Here is a 17,917-nt window from a genome sequence, read left to right as displayed (position 1 = left end):
CGTCGCAATTTTTTCGCTGCTGTTGTTTGGTTAAATAGCGAAAATGTTGCCGGAACGGCAGGGGTGATCCAAGAGGGGATTGCTGTTGATCCCCTTTTGGCCCGTGCAGGGTGGAACCTTGCGATCTTAGTTCAAACGAAGTTTGAAAATTCTGGTGTGGGCGAAGCGCCACGACGTTGGTGCCCGCAGGCCATAATATGATAAAAAATTAAAACGATTATTCGTTTAACACACCAACAAGGTTTATGATTGAAGAGTCTCGATAATGAAGTTGATGAGGTCTAATCATGATAATAGCTTGCCCCCATTGCGATACCTTAAATCGCGTACCTGAAGAACGTCTTGAACAACAACCAACTTGCGGAAAGTGTAAACAAAGCCTATTCGTTGGTGAACCGATAGAGCTAACAGCCGTCAATTTTAGCCACCATGCTAATAAATCAGAATTACTGCTGGTGGTCGACTTTTGGGCTAGCTGGTGCGGTCCGTGTAAAAACTTTGCGCCGGTATTTACTCAAGCAGCTAAAAAGTGGGAGCCCAAATTCCGTTTCGGCAAGCTCAACACCGAAGAGCAGCAAGCCCTGGCTGCCCAATTTAATATTCGATCAATTCCAACCCTGATGGTATTTAAGCAAGGCAAGGTTATCGCTCAGCAATCCGGCGCCTTGCCTGCATCATCATTCAACCAATGGCTTGAATCGATTAAATAGATTTTGGACATTAGATTACTCATTAAAAACGCGATTATATATCGCGTTTTTGCTTAGCTTTATTTTTCTGTTGTTTAAAAGGAATTGATAAACATGAAAAAACTCTTAGTTATCTGCTTACTTGGCCTCGCGATATTTGGCTATTTAGGCAAAAACGTTGAAACCACTCAAATTGTACAAAACGTTTATGCTGGCTATACCGCTGGCAGTGATAGTGCGTTACAAAATGCCATTGATAATAAGCAGAGTAACCTTCAAATCGGTGGTTCAGGGTATGTGGTAAAAATACTTTCCGATGATCTTAAAGGCAGCCGCCATCAACGATTTATTCTAAAAATAGCCAGCGGCAACACGCTATTAGTTGCCCATAATATTGATTTAGCCCCACGGATAGATAACTTAAATGTCGGCGATACCGTCGAGTTCTTTGGCGTTTATGAATTCAATAATAAAGGCGGCGTCATCCATTGGACTCACCACGACCCACGCGGACAACATCAAGGCGGCTGGTTAAAACACAATGGCAGCGTTTATCAATAAGTCTCGGTATTAATCGTATCCATAATAAGTCAAGGGCCTCGTACAAAAATCAGACAGGCCGAATCATGAGAGAGCGATCTTTGGCTTTTCTTGGTTTGTGCGGCTGCAGGCCAAAAATGTAATACAAGAAAGAGCAGATTCCTTTTTATAAAAATAGTTCTGATGACGATTGATTTGATCAGTGCAGGGTAGAATCTTGTGGTGTTAATCCAAACGAAGTTTGGATATAAAAAAGAGTAACCGTGATGACTCAGGGTTACTCTTTATTTGAATCACTCTCTATTCAGGATCTCTTTCTACTCTTGACCTTATTCTATTCGAAATAAATCTATTCTGGATCATAGTCCAATATCGGTGACAACCACTTCTCTGCTTCTGCCAACGTCATGCCTTTACGCTGGGCATAATCTTCTACCTGATCTTTACCAATATTAGTCACGCCAAAATAGCGTGATTTTGGATGGGCAAAGTACCAGCCAGATACCGCTGCGGTTGGGTACATGGCGAAGCTCTCGGTGATGTTCAAATCAATCGTTTCATCGGGTTTTAGCAAATCCCATAACAAGCCTTTTTCAGTGTGGTCTGGGCATGCTGGGTAACCAGGTGCTGGGCGAATACCTTTATAACGTTCGCGAATTAACGCTTCGTTGTCGAGCACTTCATCGGCAGCATAACCCCAAAACTCTTTACGAACACGTTCGTGCATGCGCTCGGCAAAGGCTTCGGCTAAACGGTCTGCTAAACATTTAAGCATAATCGCGTTGTAGTCATCGTGATTGGCTTCAAAGCGGGCAACATGTTCATCAATACCATGACCCGTTGTTACTGCAAAACCGCCCATGTAATCGGCTACGCCTGAATCTTTTGGTGCAACAAAGTCTGATAAACAGAAGTTGTCGTTACCGACGCGTTCAAGCTGCATACGTAAATGATGGGTGGTCATTTCCAATGTGGTGCGGCTTTCATCGGTATACAGTTCAATGTCGTCATGGTTGACGGTATTGGCTGGGAATAAACCGATTACTGCTTTGGCGGTAAGCCACTTTTCAGCAATAATTTGCTTCAACATGGCTTGGCCGTCGGCAAACAATTTAACCGCTTCTTCACCAACGACTTTGTCTTTTAAAATTTCAGGGTAATGACCGTGCAGTTCCCAGCTTCTAAAGAACGGTGTCCAATCGATACGTTCGACTAGGTCTTCTAATGGATAGTCATCAAACACCTGGCGACCTAATACATTAGGCGTAAATGGGGTGTAGTTTTCCCAGTCGTGTTTGCAACGGTTTTCGCGCGCCGCTTCAATCGACACGATGGTTTTACGTTTGGTTTGCGACAAACGCTTTTCACGCATCATGTCGTATTCTGCGTAGGCTTCGTCGATGGTGGCTTGGCGAGTTTCGTTATTAATGAGCTTAGACACCATAGGTACAGCGCGAGATGCATCGGCAATGTAAATGGCGCCGTGTGGGTAATGCGGGGCTATTTTCACCGCAGTATGAATTTTAGAGCAGGTTGCACCACCAATAATCGCAGGGATGGTTAAGCCTTCACGGTGGAAGGTTTTCACGTTGTGAACCATTTCATCCAAACTTGGGGTGATTAAACCAGACATGCCGATGATGTCGATATTATGCTCTTTTACTGCATCGAGAATTTTATCAACCGATACCATTACCCCAAGGTCGACCACTTCGTAGCCGTTACAGGCGAGTACCACACCGACGATATTTTTACCGATGTCATGCACATCACCTTTAACAGTGACCATTAAAATTCGGCCGTTTGACTGGCCTGCCACTTTTTCGAGTTCAATATAAGGATTAAGGTAAGCGACAGCTTTTTTCATTACTCGTGCCGATTTGACCACTTGCGGTAAGAACATTTTGCCCGCGCCAAATAAGTCGCCGACCACGTTCATGCCGTCCATTAACGAGCCTTCGATAACATCGAGCGGGCGCACGGCTTCTAGGCGAGCGGCTTCGGTGTCTTCATCAATAAATTCGGTAATGCCTTTAACCAATGCGTGCGACAAACGTTTGGATACCGGCCAACTACGCCAAGCTAAATCTTCTTTTTTGGCCACTTGTGAGCCGTCGCCTCTAAAGCTTTCAGCGATGTCGAGTAGTTGTTCGGTGTTACTTGAGTCGGCAACCGGGCAAGGTAAGTTTTGGACTACGTTTTCAACCCGTTTTTTGAGCTCTGGGTCAATATCATCGTATATGGCTAACTGACCTGCGTTAACAATACCCATGTCCATGCCTGCTTGAATGGCATGGTATAAAAATACCGCGTGAATGGCTTCGCGTACTGGGTTGTTACCACGGAACGAGAATGACACGTTAGACACGCCACCGGAGATCATCGCGTGTGGCAAGGTGGCTTTGATGTCTTTTATCGATTCGATAAAGTCGACTGCATAGTTGTCGTGTTCATCGATACCGGTGGCAATGGCGAAAATGTTAGGGTCGAAAATAATGTCTTCTGGTGGAAAGCCAACAACATCGACCAAAATGCGATAAGCACGAGTACAGATTTGGGTTTTTCGTTCACGCGTATCGGCTTGGCCGTCTTCGTCAAAGGCCATTATAATGGCGGCAGCGCCATAGCGTTTTACTAAGGTCGCTTGCTCAATAAATTTGGCTTCGCCTTCTTTCATCGAAATAGAGTTAACAATCGACTTGCCTTGGACGCATTTAAGCCCGGCTTCAATCACTTCCCATTTTGATGAGTCAATCATGATGGGCACGCGGGAGATGTCAGGCTCAGAGGCGATTAAGTTTAAAAACTTCGCCATAGAGGCCACGCCATCAAGCATACCTTCGTCCATGTTGACGTCGATAATTTGTGCGCCGTTTTCAACTTGCTCGCGCACGACATCTAAGGCTTCTTCAAACTTTTCTTCTTTAATTAAGCGTAAAAATTTAGCCGAGCCGGTCACGTTAGCGCGCTCACCGACGTTAACAAATAACGAGTTTTTGTCGATGGTCAGTGGCTCCAAGCCCGATAAGCGACACGCGACTGGAATATCTGGAAGTTGTCTTGGTTCGTGTCTCAGCACAGCTTCACGAATAGCGCTAATGTGTGCCGGTGTACTACCACAACAGCCGCCGACAATGTTGAGCATGCCTTCTTGAGCCCATTGATTAATGACTTCGGCCATTTCTTCTGGGGTTTCATCGTAGCCACCAAATTCGTTGGGTAAGCCAGCATTTGGGTGGGCGGAAACATAACACTCGGCAATACGCGATAATTCTTCAACGTACGGGCGCAGCTCTTTAGGACCAAGGGCGCAGTTAAGGCCAATCGATAACGGCTTGATATGGCGTAAAGAGTTATAAAAGGCTTCTGTGGTTTGCCCTGTTAAGGTTCGGCCTGAGGCGTCGGTAATGGTGCCTGAGATCATAACAGGTAGGCGATCGCCGAGTTGATCGAATACTTTTTCAATCGCAAATAGAGCAGCTTTGGCGTTTAAGGTATCAAAAATGGTTTCAACTAAAATGATATCGGCGCCGCCTTCAATTAAGGCGCTGGTGGATTCGACATAAGCGTCGACTAATTGGTCGAAACTGACATTACGAAACCCAGGGTCGTTAACGTCTGGACTGATAGAGCAGGTGCGGTTAGTTGGACCTAATACGCCAGCAACATAACGTGGCAAACCTGTTTGCGCAGCCACTTCGTCGGCTGCTTGGCGGGCAATTTGGGCTCCGGCTAGGTTAATTTCGGCGGCCAGAGACTGCATATCGTAATCGGCCATGGCGATGGTGGTGGCATTAAAGGTGTTGGTTTCAATAATGTCGGCACCGTTTAACAGGTACTGGGTATGAATATCTTTAATAATTTGCGCTTGGCTGAGTACTAATAAGTCATTGTTGCCTTTAACATCGCAATGCCAATCTTTAAAACGCTCGCCACGATAATCTTCTTCTTCCAACTTATAGTCTTGGATCATGGTGCCCATGGCGCCATCTAAAATCACAATACGCTGCGCTAACAATGCATTAAGTTGTTCAAGTGTTTGACTGTAAGAAGTCGATTTCGCCATAACAGTTACCTTTTTATCACTATGTTGCTTGATACCTTAATTGAGATAAGCATACCCTTATTTTTACAATAGTAGGGCGATAACATCATTGTTATGTACAAAGGATATGTACAACGGTTACCTACAGCTGTTGCGTTAACCGTTACAGACAACTCCCGTGGACAATTGTTGCGTACAATGATTATCTTCTAAATGATTATCTTTTAAGATAGTATTTTAGACATATAAACGTATAGACGTCCATAGTACGCGAATTTTTATCACTAGAGCAAGGCTGAATTAAATGAAACAAGCCAAGATAATATTAATGCGCCATGGAGAGTGTGAGGGTGGGGCTATATTTCGCGGTCAAACCGATGTAAAGCTTACCGACACAGGGATGGCCCAAATGCAGCAAGCGTTTGCTGGGCTGCAATTCCCCATTAGCCATGTGTTTAGTTCGCCATTGCAACGGTGTCAGCAATTCAGCCTGCCTTTAGCACAGCGATTAACATTACCGTTAGCGACCATAACAGCACTGCAAGAAATTGATTTTGGTGTGTGGGATGGGCAATCGTTTGATGCAATTTACCAACAAAACCCAGGTAAATTTGATGCTTACTGGGATAACCCATGGTCGGCTGATAGCACGCCAGATAATGCCGAGTCGGTGATTGATTTTGCTGCGAGAGTGGAGACCGGGCTTATGAGCGTGGTGGATGAACTATGGCGCTCGTGTCACCAGCAGCACTCTTGTTTACTGCCAATAGACGAACAACAAGGGCAAACCGTGCCGCAAACCGCTCAAGCTGTCGATTGCCCCCATGCGTTAGTGATTACTCACGGTGGGGTGATGCGCTGCTTAATGGGCTATGTGCTTAAGGTTGGCCAATCTAGCGGATTATTCGCTAACCTAGCGATCCCCTATGCTGCTATTATGGTGCTCGATGTATATTGGCCTGATGATGTTGATAAGGTTGACGCTTTTCAAGCGACTGCAATGAATAACAATACCGCTAAAGTGAGCTTTACCTTACATTGGCCGTAACACTTCATTAGCTGAGCGTTACAACCATAGTGTCATCTTTTTTCGCTATAATTTGCGTAGTCATTAGTGTCACAATTTGCATAGTTATTTACATAGTTATTTACATAGTTATCAGCGTCGTAATTTGAATAGTTATTTGCGTCATAATTGTCGTGATAATCTGCGTCGAAACCATAGTGCCTTTCAAGGTATTGGGAATTGGGATAAGCCCAAACTGTACCCGCAACTGTAGATGTACCCATCGAGTATTGGTGCATAAGTCAGATACCAGCTTTGAATCGCCTCAATATCCATGCCTAAGCGGGTGACTTAGGGGAGTTATTAAATAAATGTTTGTGTTAAATAATTGGACATGGCGGGCTAACTCACATGTCTGAATCTGTATTAGATGTAAATCATCTTTTTTGGCAAGTCGATAATAAAACGATTCTGGCGGACATCCATTTCAGTTTACCGAAAGGTCAAATGCTAGGGTTAATTGGCCCCAATGGCGCAGGCAAGTCGAGCCTGCTACGCTGCTTGTATCGTTATATTGTGCCAACCAGCGGCAATATTGAGATATTTTCTAAACCCATCAGTGAGTATTCCTCTAAGTTGTTAGCGCAAAATATTGCTGTGGTGCAACAAGATACCCCGCATTATTTTGACATGACTACCGAACAGTTAGTGGCGATGGGGCTGACTCCGCATAAAGGCTTGTTTGACTCTAACACTGCCCAAGACCGTGAACGTGTGGTCAGTGCCTTAACCAAAGTTGGATTGCAGCAAAAAGCCCAACAACAGTATGAACTGTTATCTGGCGGTGAAAAACAACGCGCCCTTATTGCCCGTGCCATTGTGCAACAGCCGCATATTTTAATTTTAGATGAACCGACTAATCACTTAGATATTCGTTATCAAATTCAAATCCTTGAACTGGTTAAATCATTAGGCATTAGTGTTATTGCTTCTATACACGATCTGAATTTAGCCAGTGCAATGTGCGATAAATTACTGCTGCTCGACCAAGGGCGATTAATTGCTAAAGGTACTCCAACAGAAGTGCTAACCGAGCGGCAAATTAGTGACGTGTTTGGTGTGTGCTGCGACATTAATATTCATCCACAACATGGTAAGCCGCTGATCAGTTATTTTTATGGTTACCAACCAAGCCATAAAGGATGCCCCGATCATGATTGATGCATCGCAACGTCGGTATTACGTTTGTTTCAGCTTGTTGGTATTGGCTACGCTGCTTACCCCGATATTTGCCGCCAGTTTTGGGGCGGCTAACATTCATCTTAATGACGTATTAATGATATTTAATACCTTATTAGGCGGCGACATGCCGAGTGCGATTGAAGGCAGTGAACATGCGGTTACGATAACCCAACGTATTGTGCTTGAATTACGCTTACCGCGAATTTTGTTAGCCTTTGTGGCTGGCGCAGGGTTGTCTATAGCAGGCAGTGTATTACAAACCGTGACCCGCAATCCGTTGGCCGACCCGTATTTATTTGGCATTAGCTCCGGGGCATCATTTGGTGCGGTGTTGGTGGTGTCGTTATTCAGCCAAACCGGTTTATTTGCCGAGATGTTTTCAGGAATATTGACCATAGCGCCCAGCTTTACCGCACAACCTTGGTGGTCTTGGTCAACATTAAGCATACCGATAGGGGCGTTCATCGGCGCCAGTTTGTCGGTGTTGGTGGTGTTTATGTTGTCGGGACCTGGGCGAAGTAGCCAAGTTGAACGTATGTTGCTGTCTGGTGTGGCAACGTCGTTTCTGTTTGGCGCATTGACCAGCTTGCTGTTGTATTTTTCGACCCCACAGGCTGCGGCGTCAGTGCTATTTTGGAGCTTAGGTAGCTTTGCTAAAGCCAGTTGGTCTAATTTACTTTTACCCAGTGTAACGGTAGGGGTTAGTTTGTTGATTATGTTGGCATTCAGGCGGCAAATTATGGCGCTGCAAGCCGGTGATGAAACGGCTCATACGTTAGGGATTAATGTCGCTAAATTGCGTTTAAGCATGTTGTTACTGTGTTCGCTGATTACCGCGATGTTGGTGGCGACTTGTGGCGGCATTGGTTTTGTCGGTTTGATGATCCCGCATACGGTTAGGCTATTGTTTTCCGGACGTCAGCCGATGATATTAACCGCGATGTTGGGTGGCTTATTTATGGTGTGGATTGACGTGATAGCACGATGTGTTTTATTTAACCAAGAATTGCCTGTCGGCATTATTACCGCAGCTTTGGGCAGCGTGTTTTTCTTGTTTATTTTGCGTCAACGCCGTTAAACGTCGAGCCCTTTTTTATAAGCACATAGCTAAACATATAGATAAGAATTAGATGAGTACTTTGATAAGAACTAGATAAGCTCTTTGTTAAGGGTTTGATGAATGCTGCGATATACATCATCTGGAAATTTATCTGCAAAATCGTTGGAGTTGTCATGTTTGTTGTAGAAGCGGTTAAGCCCGATGTTGATGCCATTATTCAACATAAGATTAATCAAAAAACCAAACCGCTAGGTGCGTTAGGGCAGCTAGAATCATTGGCATTACAGATTGCTCGAGTGCAGTACAGCGGCGATAAATCGTCGTTAAGCACACCGCTGCAAATCACTAAGCCAACGATGTTAGTGTTTGCCGCCGATCATGGCATTGCAGCTTATGGCGTGTCGATAGCGCCAAGCGAAGTGACCACTCAAATGGTGCATAATTTTGTCCAAGGTGGCGCGGCAATTAATGTGTTTTGTAGACAGGTCGGGTTTGAGCTTGAAATAATCGATTGCGGAATATTACAACCGCTTACAGGCCAAGAAAATGTTATCGACCAACGCTTAGGCGCAGGGACTAAAGCAATGCATTTAGCGGCGGCTATGCCACTTGAAAAAGTCGCCCAAGGTTTTGAATTTGCTCGACAGTTGATTACTCGTCATGTTGATGCTGGGTGTAATTTAATTGCTTTAGGTGAAATGGGTATCGGCAATACCTCAGCTGCTACTGCGGTAATGTCAGCTATGCTCAATATTGATGTTGAGCAATGTGTCGGTCGAGGCACGGGAATAGATGATGCAACTTTGGTTATAAAAACAAAATTAATTAACCAAGCACTTGATTTACATCAACATGAGTTGGTTTCTCCGCAAGCTATTTTGGCTCATGTAGGCGGCTTTGAAATTGTACAAATGACCGGCGCGATTCTTGCGGCGGCGGAGCAAAAAATATTAGTAGTGATTGATGGTTTTATTGCTACTGCTGCAGCATTAGTTGCTGTAAAATTAGCCCCACAATCAAGAGACTATTTAATTTTTGCTCATGAGTCGCAGGAACAAGGGCATAAGTTTTTGTTACAACAGCTACAAGCAACGCCGTTGCTGTCGCTGGGATTAAGGCTTGGAGAAGGGACTGGTGCCGCGTTAGCGTTACCGTTAATTCAAGCTGCAGTGAATTTTTACAATCAAATGGCCAGTTTCGATGATGCTGGCGTTAATAATGTGGTTTAAGGGTACAACATGTCTGGCGAGATAAAATGGTTGCGGCAGTTAAATTTATTTTTTGTGGCGATGGGTTTTTTTACTCGGATCCCGGTTCCATCGTGGGTGGTGATTGATAGCGAGAAACTCAACAAAGCTAGCCGTTATTTTGGCTTAGTGGGATTAGTCATAGGCTTGATTTGTGCGTTGGTGTTTTGGCTGGCACAGCTGATTTTACCGGCGAGTATTGCTATTTTATTATCCATGGTAGCGGGTGTATTAGTCACTGGCGCCTTCCATGAAGACGGTTTAGCCGATACCGCTGATGGTTTTGGTGGTGGTTTAACGGTAGAAGATAAACTGCGCATCATGAAAGATTCGCATTTAGGCAGTTATGGTGCCTTGTCGTTGGGATTAGTGTTATTGCTAAAGTGGCAATTGTTAGTCGAGCTGGCTTTATATAGTCCGATGGCAGCAGTAAGTGCCCTTGTAGTGGGTCACACCTTAAGCCGTGTAGTTGCTTCCAGTTTAATTTTTAGTGAAAAATATGTTCGTGATGACAATACCAGTAAGTCTAAGTCGGTTGTGCAAAATCGACAGCTAAACGATTTATTTATGTTGATTGCAAGCGGCATATTTGTGTTGTTATGGCTTAACGGTGTGGCGGCATTTGTGCTGTTTATTACCTTGTGGTTAGTTCGCATTTTGTTAGGCGGTTTTTTCCGTAAACAAATTGGAGGCTACACTGGTGACACACTAGGCGCTGCACAACAAATAAGTGAAGTGTGTTGTTACTTAGTTATTTTAGCTGTTGGTTTAAGCTAATGATTCATTTGGTGTTGGGCGGTGCGCGCAGTGGTAAAAGTCGATATGCCGAGCAGTGTGTAGCGGAATACGCGGCTATTGGTTATTCATGTGCTTACTTAGCCACAGCAACAGCTTTAGACAATGAAATGTCTGAGCGCATTAATCAACACCAACAAGACCGTATGTCCAGCGCCCATAGCTGGACATTGCACGAACAAGCTTATGACGTAGCTCAAACATTAATTGCGATAGATAAACCACAACAAGTTATCTTGCTCGATTGCCTGACCTTATTGTTAACTAATCACTTATTGTTAAATGACGGTGCTTCATGGGCCACACAAAAGTTGTTACTCATCGACAATTTGTCAGCGCTGCAAAGCGATGTGGTCATAGTCAGTAATGAAGTGGGCTCTGGCATTGTGCCAATGGGTGAACTTAGCCGTCAGTTTGTTGATGAAGCCGGTTGGTTAAATCAAGCTATCGCCGAAGTAGCAGATCAAGTGACCTTAGTGGTTGCCGGTCTACCTTTAGCGTTAAAAGTGTAATTTTGCCTGCTGTGCCGCGTGAGCTTACCTCTGATCCCCTATCAGGTGCATTGATGGTGCAAGGTACCACTTCTGATGCGGGGAAAAGTACCCTGGTTGCAGGACTATGCCGAGTCTTTGCCCGACAGTACATTAATGTCGCACCTTTTAAACCACAAAATATGGCATTAAACAGTGCCGTGACTGTCGATGGTGGTGAAATTGGCCGAGCCCAAGCACTGCAAGCTTTTGCGTGTAACATCCCCCCACATACCGATTTTAACCCCGTATTGTTAAAGCCTAGTTCAGACACCGGCGCCCAAGTCATTATTCACGGTAAAGCGTTAACCACATTAGAAGCCAAAGCCTTTTTCGGCCCCGAGAGCCAAGATTATAAAACCTTAGCGTTAGCGGCGGTGATGCAATCTTACAGGCGCTTACAACAACAATACTCGCTGGTGGTAATAGAAGGGGCGGGCAGTCCGGCAGAAATCAATTTACGTGAAGGTGATATTGCCAACATGGGCTTTGCCGAAGTGGCAGATTGCCCAGTGATCATTATTGCTGATATTGATAAGGGCGGCGTATTTGCCCATTTGGTTGGTACGTTGGCGCTATTAAGCCTAAGTGAACAAGCACGGGTAAAAGGCTTTGTGATAAATCGTTTTCGCGGTGACATCAGCTTGTTGCAACCGGGAATTGATTGGCTTGAAGCCTATACCCAAAAACCAGTACTAGGCGTAATCCCTTATTTGCACGACCTACATCTAGACGCTGAAGATGCATTAATTGACGCCCCCATTAATCCATTAACAGACAAGTCGACTAGGTTAACCGTACTGGTATTGGTGTACCCGAGGATCAGTAATCATACCGATTTTGATCCACTGCGTTTACACCCTCAAATTGATTTTCATTATGTGAGTATGCAAAGCGATGCAAGCTCGACGGTGTGGCCTAACGCCGATGTCATCATTTTACCAGGCAGCAAAAATGTTCGTGCGGATTTGGCTTTTATGCGTCAACAAGGTTGGGATGTTAAGCTCAAAAACCATTTACGTTACGGCGGTAAAGTCATCGGAATTTGTGGCGGTTATCAAATGATGGGTGAATTAATTGATGATCCTTTAGGCATTGAAGATATTGCTGGATGCAGTGACGGATTGGGCTTATTACCCATTACTACCGTATTAACTGCCAGCAAAACCTTAACTCAAGTAAGTGGTCACTTACGTTTACAACACCAAGTGGCCGAGTTTAGTGGTTATGAAATCCATTGTGGTGAGTCCTCACTTACTCAAGATTGCGTAACTCAGCCCATATTAATTGAGCAAATGGCCGAGCAACGGTTGCTTGCGGCAAAACAAGATGGATTACTGAGTGATGACCAACAAATTTTAGCCACTTATATACATGGTTTGTTTGATAGCCCACAAGCTTGCCAACTCATATTAGGCTGGGCAGGATTAACCAACGCGCAGCATATCGATATTAACCAGATCCGCGAGCAGCAACTAAATCGTCTTGCCGATGTATTAGAAGCGCATTTGGATATGAATACATTGAAAGGAATAATCTCATGACAACTGATCACCACGACAACGAACAAGCTAGCGCTATTGATGCCAACAAAGCTGAACGCCACAAAGTCCGTCAGCAGAAAGTCAAAGTGGGTGTTGACGCTAAAATTGCTGCAGCCCAAGACGAAAAAGGTATTTTGTTGGTACTAACCGGTAACGGAAAAGGCAAATCGACATCAGGTTTTGGCTCTGTTACTCGTGCTGTAGGCCATGGGCAAAAAGCGGCGGTAGTGCAATTTATTAAAGGCACTTGGGCTTGTGGTGAGCGCAATTTACTTGAAGGTGCAGGAGTGCCGTTTCATGTAATGGGAACGGGTTTTACCTGGGAAACTCAAGATAAAGAAAAAGACACCCAAGCCGCAATGGAAGCCTGGCTTGAAGCTGAAAAACTGCTGAAAGACGAATCGATTAACATGGTGTTGTTAGACGAATTAACGTACATGGTCAGTTACCACTATATCGAGCTTGAGCGAGTATTAACGGCATTAAGAAATCGCCCAGCGATGCAGCATGTGATAATTACCGGCAGAGCCTGTCATCGTGACATCATTGAGTTGGCAGATACTGTGAGCGAGATTTTGCCAGTAAAACATGCGTTTAACGATGGTGTTAAAGCCCAGTTAGGGTTTGATTATTAACATTTTTGTCTTTGAAATTATGACCTGCGGCCACTAATGTCGTGGCGCTTCGCCCACACCAGATCTTTCAAACTTCGTTTGAATTAAGCTCGCAAGGTTCCACCCTGCACGGGCCAAAAGGGGATCAACAGCAATCCCCTCTTGGATCACCCCTGCCGTTCCGGCAACATTTTCAAAGAGCGAAAAGGTCGCGACGGAAATTGATTTAGCTTTAAATCGCGTATTTAATCGTCTTCGACCTTATTCAAAAATGCTAACGCCTCCGATGGGGCGTCCCTTCCCCTCGAAAGCTAGATGGCTCTGATAGGCAGGATGCCTGAATGCCTTGAAGCACATGGTCAATGATGTTCCCTACATCATATGACATTTCCAATATCCTTATCGGTCAGATGTGCGAGAAAGGCCTTGGCTAGCTCACGTATTCTTTTTGTAAAAAGTCTTCAACGTCCTCAAGTTAAAAGTTGAATCAAACCCATTACAAGCAAGGCAAGTAACTTATTTATGACCCATTATGTGGCAAAACTCATAAATGGGTAATATAAAAGCTAAAATATCGAAAAACCTCTCTTAAAAGGTGTAATCAGCACAGATGATTAGCTACAAGGCCGTACAAAAAAACAACTACCTAAAAAATCAAATTCCTATAGCATCTTGCATTGAGTAAAAAGTTACCGATTAATATGGATGTGGCATAGGCCAAGTCCAACAAGCGATTTATTCCTTGCAAAACACACAACGCATAAAAACTATAACGTTATATTTACCAGGAAGGTTCCATGAAAGCATCTGTTCTGCTAACGATATTTCTAATGCTGCCTGCAGTCGCGCAGGCGGAAACTTGCAATATAAAAAATTCAGAAGTTTATATTAACCTTATATCGGATTTGAAAAACTCCATTAACCCTATAAATAGGTTTAATGTTAAATACATTTACACCCAAATGCGTGCAGTTGATATTCCAAAAAATGAAATACCTGACAAAATCGCTAATTATACAGCGTTGCTTTACTACCTCCATGAAAACATTACAATCCATGGAGTTTATGCACCACCAAATAGCGCGTGCAGCAGATATATTTACAAAATATCCGGGGCACCTGATGAATACAAAAAACTTAGCTACGTAGCTGTTGGACTCGTGGATAATAAAATTACAAACATTTCATTTGAGGAAGATGATACACCAATTGATGGTAAAGCTTTTTCTACACTTTCATATAGCGAGGTCAAGTAAATATAACTCATATGAGTCTCCTGCCAGTCAATAGACGAGCCATTTTATAAAAGCTGTACTTGACTGTTTTTACAGTAAAATTTAATCAATCAAAAAATTCATCTATTTCTTATGTCGATTATATTTTAATCAACTAAATCATTAATCAAAGTATACACATTAAGGAGCTGTTGATAACTCGTACTGATATGATTCAAAAACTGCAACAATTCGCCCCAATAATTACGTTGGTGACAGGAACTGAGGACATGGGCTTTGAGTTTTCAGCGGTTGTACCTGACGGGGTTATCTATTCTGAACCAGGCATGTTATTGGAATATTCAAGTGGTCAGTGGCCGCCTAGTGAATGGGAAGATGATACTGATTAAGAGTTGGCGTTGTTACGACAAGAGTTTTTGCTAGATGAAACTTGGCAGGTTATACCTTGGGCAGATTTAGAAAATGAAGAAATTCCCCAGTGGCTTGAAGATGTTCAAACATCTAATGAGTAAGTTAGGAATAACTGAGATAAATCACAGCAGAGATGTCATGACTAACAATCTATTTTTGTACAGCTTGAGTTAAGGCCTTTATGTCAGTTGTTTGTATGATTGATTGAGCACTTAAATCTTCACCAAACCAGCGAGCAGTTATGCTTTCAAGTTGGCCATTTTGTTTTAGGGTGTTTAATGCTTGGCGCATGCTTTTGGCTAATGCATCATCTGTATCTTTATGGGTGGCAATACCAATTGGCATATTAACCACAGGCAGGGCAGCGGTAAAATCACTGCTTTTAAAGCCCATTTTTTTAACGTCTTCGCGAAAACCTACTTCGTTATTATAAATCAAATCTACCCGGTCAAAATTAAGCATTCTTAGCGCCGCTAGTTGGCTTCCTACTAGGTATACATTGGGATGTATTCCATCGAGTTTAAGCCGATCTAGTGAGGCATCGTTTCGCGATAATGCCATAGAGTAACGATTAATATCATCTATGGTTTTAAGCTGAATGTCGGGACGATTACTTTTTCTATAGATCATATCTTGCACAGTATAAAAGTCGCCTATCCATTTGAAATAGGCTAAGCGTTTGCTGGTATTAGCAATTGAAAAAATGAACGTATTCGGGTACTTCTGCGCATTATAATAAGCGCGGCTCCAAGGCATGATTTGAATATTGATATCAAAATCGAGGTATTGCTGGGCAGCATGTAAAATATCGATCGAAAAGCCTACCAATTCTCCTTGAGAATTTAGCGACTGAAATGGAGGATAGCTTTCTGTGTAAAAAGTGACGGCGGGTCTAGCATTTGAAACCGGCGAACTGAAAAATGTAATGACCAAAATCACCACAGATAAGTAACGCAACATAAATAACAACACCTTAAATTAAGGCTTCCATGCATTTCATATCCGTAATTGGGGGCAAGTTTACCATATTGTAATAATATTGTGATCATTAAGCTTTTTATTGTCAGATAATTAATTTTTGTGGTGAACTACAGGCCATAGTTGTTTTTGCTAAACAATATATTCATCAGCCCAATCTTTTAAACGTTCTAAAATATCCAATGCAGTTCGACCAAGTTCAGTAATGCTGTAAGACACTGCAATAGGGCGATCACTAATCACATGGCGAGTCACGAGTCCCTGGGATTCTAATTCTTTAAGGCGCTGATCGACCATTTTTTTACTCGCCCCGCCTAACATGCGCGATAAATCATTAAAGCGCACTGGACCATCTTGCAAGTGCCATAAGATAGATGCTTTCCATTTACCGCCTAATACCCGCATGCCACGCTCAACTGAGCAGGGCTCAGTACATGGGTTAATAACTTTTTTCTGGCCTTTAGTCATTGTTTCAATTTTAGTTTTCATAAATTTAACTCAAGTTATTCTAGGTTACCAAAAGTATACTGGTTGCTTTTGTATTCCATTGTATCAAAATAGGCAGTAATTAGACTAGCGTCACTTTAGTACCATTAAGGAATGTTTCTCCATGGCAGTATTAACCTCTTACGATCCCGCGAGCTATCATTATGTCGGTGAACACATTGAAGCCACTGCAGTCGGTAGTGTCGAAACAACCGCTATTGAGCAATTACCCACCGTAATAAACAATGCGAAGGTTGCTCAAAAGGCATGGGCAAGCTTGCCTTTACTAGAGCGTCAGCAGTATGTGGTAAAAGCGTATCAACAATTGCACGCGGTTCAAGATGAGCTGGCGACATTAATTGGCCAAGAAATGGGTAAAGATTACCGCCGAGCCACCTATGAAGTGGGCGGTACATTACAAAATGCAGGCTATTTTGCCAGTGAAATAGCGGATGCATTAGCCACTGAGGATGTGGGTAATAGCACTGAATTACAGTATCGTCCTTTGGGGGTGGTGGCCGTGATTTCGCCATGGAATTATCCACTTGCGATGGCCAATAACTTATTAATGCCTGCCTTAATTGCAGGTAATAGTGTGGTGTTAAAGCCGTCTGAAGAAACCCCACTGGTAGCTGAGTTATTTATTAATACACTTAACCAGGTGTTACCACAGCATGTACTGCAAGTGGTTCAAGGTGGCAAAGCCCTGGGCCAAGCATTAGTGGCGGCAGACATTAACATGGTGGCATTTACTGGGTCTATGGCCGCAGGTAAACACATTATGGCCAATGCGGCGTCTGGCTTAAAACGCTTGGTGATGGAGCTTGGCGGCAACGATCCTATGATTGTGATGGCGGGTGCCAATATGGATGCCGCGGTGCGCTTTGCTGTAGCCAGTTCATTTGAAAACGCTGGGCAAATGTGTACCTCAACAGAGCGAGTCTATGTGGACGAACAAATTGCCGATGAGTTTGAACAAAAAGTGGTGGCATTAGCCAGCCGTTATCGTGTGGGTGCATGGGATGCCGCAAATGTGAATATTGGCCCGATAGTGAACCCAACACAACATCAAAAAGTGCTTGAGCAGTTACAAGATGCTAAAGCCAAAGGCGCAAGCTTCTTATTGGGCAGTGATGACTATGATCTGCCCTTTATTCAACCAACGGTGGTGACAGGTATTACGCCTGAAATGCTACTAGAGCGTGAAGAAACCTTTGGTCCTGTGGTGGCGATCAGCCGTTTTAGTGAGATTGACCAAGCCATTCATCGTGCTAATAACAGTCATTATGGTTTAGCTGCTGTGGTGTTTGGTGGCCAAGGTGCTAAAGATGTTGCCGAGCAACTTGAAGCTGGCATGGTTGGGGTTAATCAGGGGGCTGGTGCAGGCAATGCTCCCTGGGTAGGTGCTAAGCAAAGTGGTTTTGGTTTTCATGGTACTGCAGCAGGACATCGCCAATTTGCCCAGGTGCGAGTGATGAGTTATTAGTTTTTGGGT

General features: G+C 43.8%; 17 protein-coding genes and 1 riboswitch. Of the genes, 14 read left to right on the top strand and 3 right to left on the bottom strand.

The features are described 5' to 3' along the window. The 3 genes from H5202_RS23920 to H5202_RS03040 form a co-directional block, all read left to right on the top strand. Positions 1-201, top strand: a 201-nt coding sequence (locus H5202_RS23920; RefSeq protein ID WP_220493747.1) for a hypothetical protein, incomplete at its 5' end; no start/stop codon positions are given. 86 nt (positions 202-287) lie between these two features. After that, positions 288-710, top strand: coding sequence for a thioredoxin TrxC (gene trxC, locus H5202_RS03045; RefSeq protein WP_182770746.1), 423 nt, complete (start codon positions 288-290; stop codon positions 708-710). A 93-nt stretch (positions 711-803) separates the two neighbouring features. Then, entirely contained in the window at positions 804-1,250 is a 447-nt protein-coding gene (locus tag H5202_RS03040) for a DUF3465 domain-containing protein (protein WP_182770745.1), read from the top strand. Between the two features lie 328 nt (positions 1,251-1,578). Here H5202_RS03040 and metH read toward each other — a convergent pair whose 3' ends face one another. Beyond that, complete coding sequence (metH, locus tag H5202_RS03035) at positions 1,579-5,295, bottom strand: methionine synthase (RefSeq protein WP_182770744.1); 3,717 nt, start codon at positions 5,293-5,295, stop codon at positions 1,579-1,581. 283 nt (positions 5,296-5,578) lie between these two features. Between metH and H5202_RS03030 the strand changes: the two genes are divergently transcribed. From H5202_RS03030 to H5202_RS02985, 10 genes are all read left to right on the top strand, one after another. Further along, a complete protein-coding gene (locus H5202_RS03030) occupies positions 5,579-6,322 on the top strand; it encodes a histidine phosphatase family protein (RefSeq protein ID WP_182770743.1) in 744 nt (247 codons plus the stop codon). A 169-nt stretch (positions 6,323-6,491) separates the two neighbouring features. Continuing rightward, positions 6,492-6,612: riboswitch (cobalamin riboswitch) on the top strand. A 79-nt stretch (positions 6,613-6,691) separates the two neighbouring features. Beyond that, positions 6,692-7,501 carry an ABC transporter ATP-binding protein gene (locus tag H5202_RS03025; protein ID WP_182770742.1) on the top strand — a complete coding sequence of 270 codons (810 nt, stop codon included), beginning with the start codon at positions 6,692-6,694 and terminating at the stop codon, positions 7,499-7,501. Continuing rightward, positions 7,494-8,600, top strand: coding sequence for a FecCD family ABC transporter permease (locus tag H5202_RS03020; RefSeq protein WP_182770741.1), 1,107 nt, complete (start codon positions 7,494-7,496; stop codon positions 8,598-8,600). The genes H5202_RS03025 and H5202_RS03020 overlap by 8 nt, the downstream gene beginning before the upstream one ends. Positions 8,601-8,755: 155 nt before the next feature. Next, a complete protein-coding gene (cobT, locus tag H5202_RS03015) occupies positions 8,756-9,811 on the top strand; it encodes a nicotinate-nucleotide--dimethylbenzimidazole phosphoribosyltransferase (protein WP_182770740.1) in 1,056 nt (351 codons plus the stop codon). 9 nt (positions 9,812-9,820) lie between these two features. Beyond that, complete coding sequence (locus tag H5202_RS03010) at positions 9,821-10,606, top strand: adenosylcobinamide-GDP ribazoletransferase (RefSeq protein WP_182770739.1); 786 nt, start codon at positions 9,821-9,823, stop codon at positions 10,604-10,606. Continuing rightward, positions 10,606-11,136, top strand: coding sequence for a bifunctional adenosylcobinamide kinase/adenosylcobinamide-phosphate guanylyltransferase (gene cobU / locus H5202_RS03005; RefSeq protein ID WP_182770738.1), 531 nt, complete (start codon positions 10,606-10,608; stop codon positions 11,134-11,136). Before H5202_RS03010 ends, cobU begins: the two co-directional genes overlap by 1 nt. Before the next feature lie 53 nt (positions 11,137-11,189). Next, on the top strand, positions 11,190-12,698 hold the full coding sequence (locus H5202_RS03000; RefSeq protein ID WP_182770748.1) for a cobyric acid synthase: 1,509 nt from the start codon (positions 11,190-11,192) through the stop codon (positions 12,696-12,698). After that, positions 12,695-13,333 (top strand): cob(I)yrinic acid a,c-diamide adenosyltransferase, encoded by a 639-nt coding sequence (cobO, locus tag H5202_RS02995; RefSeq protein ID WP_182770737.1) that lies wholly within the window; start codon positions 12,695-12,697, stop codon positions 13,331-13,333. The genes H5202_RS03000 and cobO overlap by 4 nt, the downstream gene beginning before the upstream one ends. 776 nt (positions 13,334-14,109) lie before the next feature. Further along, the gene (locus tag H5202_RS02990) at positions 14,110-14,568 is read left to right on the top strand and encodes a hypothetical protein (protein ID WP_182770736.1); all 459 of its coding nucleotides are present in this window, start codon (positions 14,110-14,112) and stop codon (positions 14,566-14,568) included. 170 nt (positions 14,569-14,738) lie between these two features. Then, positions 14,739-14,936 (top strand): hypothetical protein, encoded by a 198-nt coding sequence (locus tag H5202_RS02985; protein WP_182770735.1) that lies wholly within the window; start codon positions 14,739-14,741, stop codon positions 14,934-14,936. 172 nt (positions 14,937-15,108) lie between these two features. On the opposite strand, the gene H5202_RS02980 is transcribed toward H5202_RS02985, so the two are convergent. Next, positions 15,109-15,918 carry a substrate-binding periplasmic protein gene (locus H5202_RS02980; protein WP_182770734.1) on the bottom strand — a complete coding sequence of 270 codons (810 nt, stop codon included), beginning with the start codon at positions 15,916-15,918 and terminating at the stop codon, positions 15,109-15,111. Between the two features lie 150 nt (positions 15,919-16,068). Next, on the bottom strand, positions 16,069-16,425 hold the full coding sequence (locus H5202_RS02975; protein WP_182770733.1) for a winged helix-turn-helix transcriptional regulator: 357 nt from the start codon (positions 16,423-16,425) through the stop codon (positions 16,069-16,071). Between the two features lie 121 nt (positions 16,426-16,546). On the opposite strand from H5202_RS02975, the gene H5202_RS02970 reads away from it, so the two are divergent. Continuing rightward, positions 16,547-17,908 (top strand): aldehyde dehydrogenase family protein, encoded by a 1,362-nt coding sequence (locus tag H5202_RS02970; RefSeq protein WP_220493746.1) that lies wholly within the window; start codon positions 16,547-16,549, stop codon positions 17,906-17,908. The last annotated feature ends 9 nt before the right edge of the window (positions 17,909-17,917 follow it).

Origin of the sequence: Shewanella sp. SG41-4 (assembly GCF_014164505.1) — a bacterium.
Taxonomy (GTDB): Bacteria; Pseudomonadota; Gammaproteobacteria; order Enterobacterales; family Shewanellaceae; genus Shewanella.
This window is presented reverse-complemented; position numbering and strand designations above follow the sequence as displayed.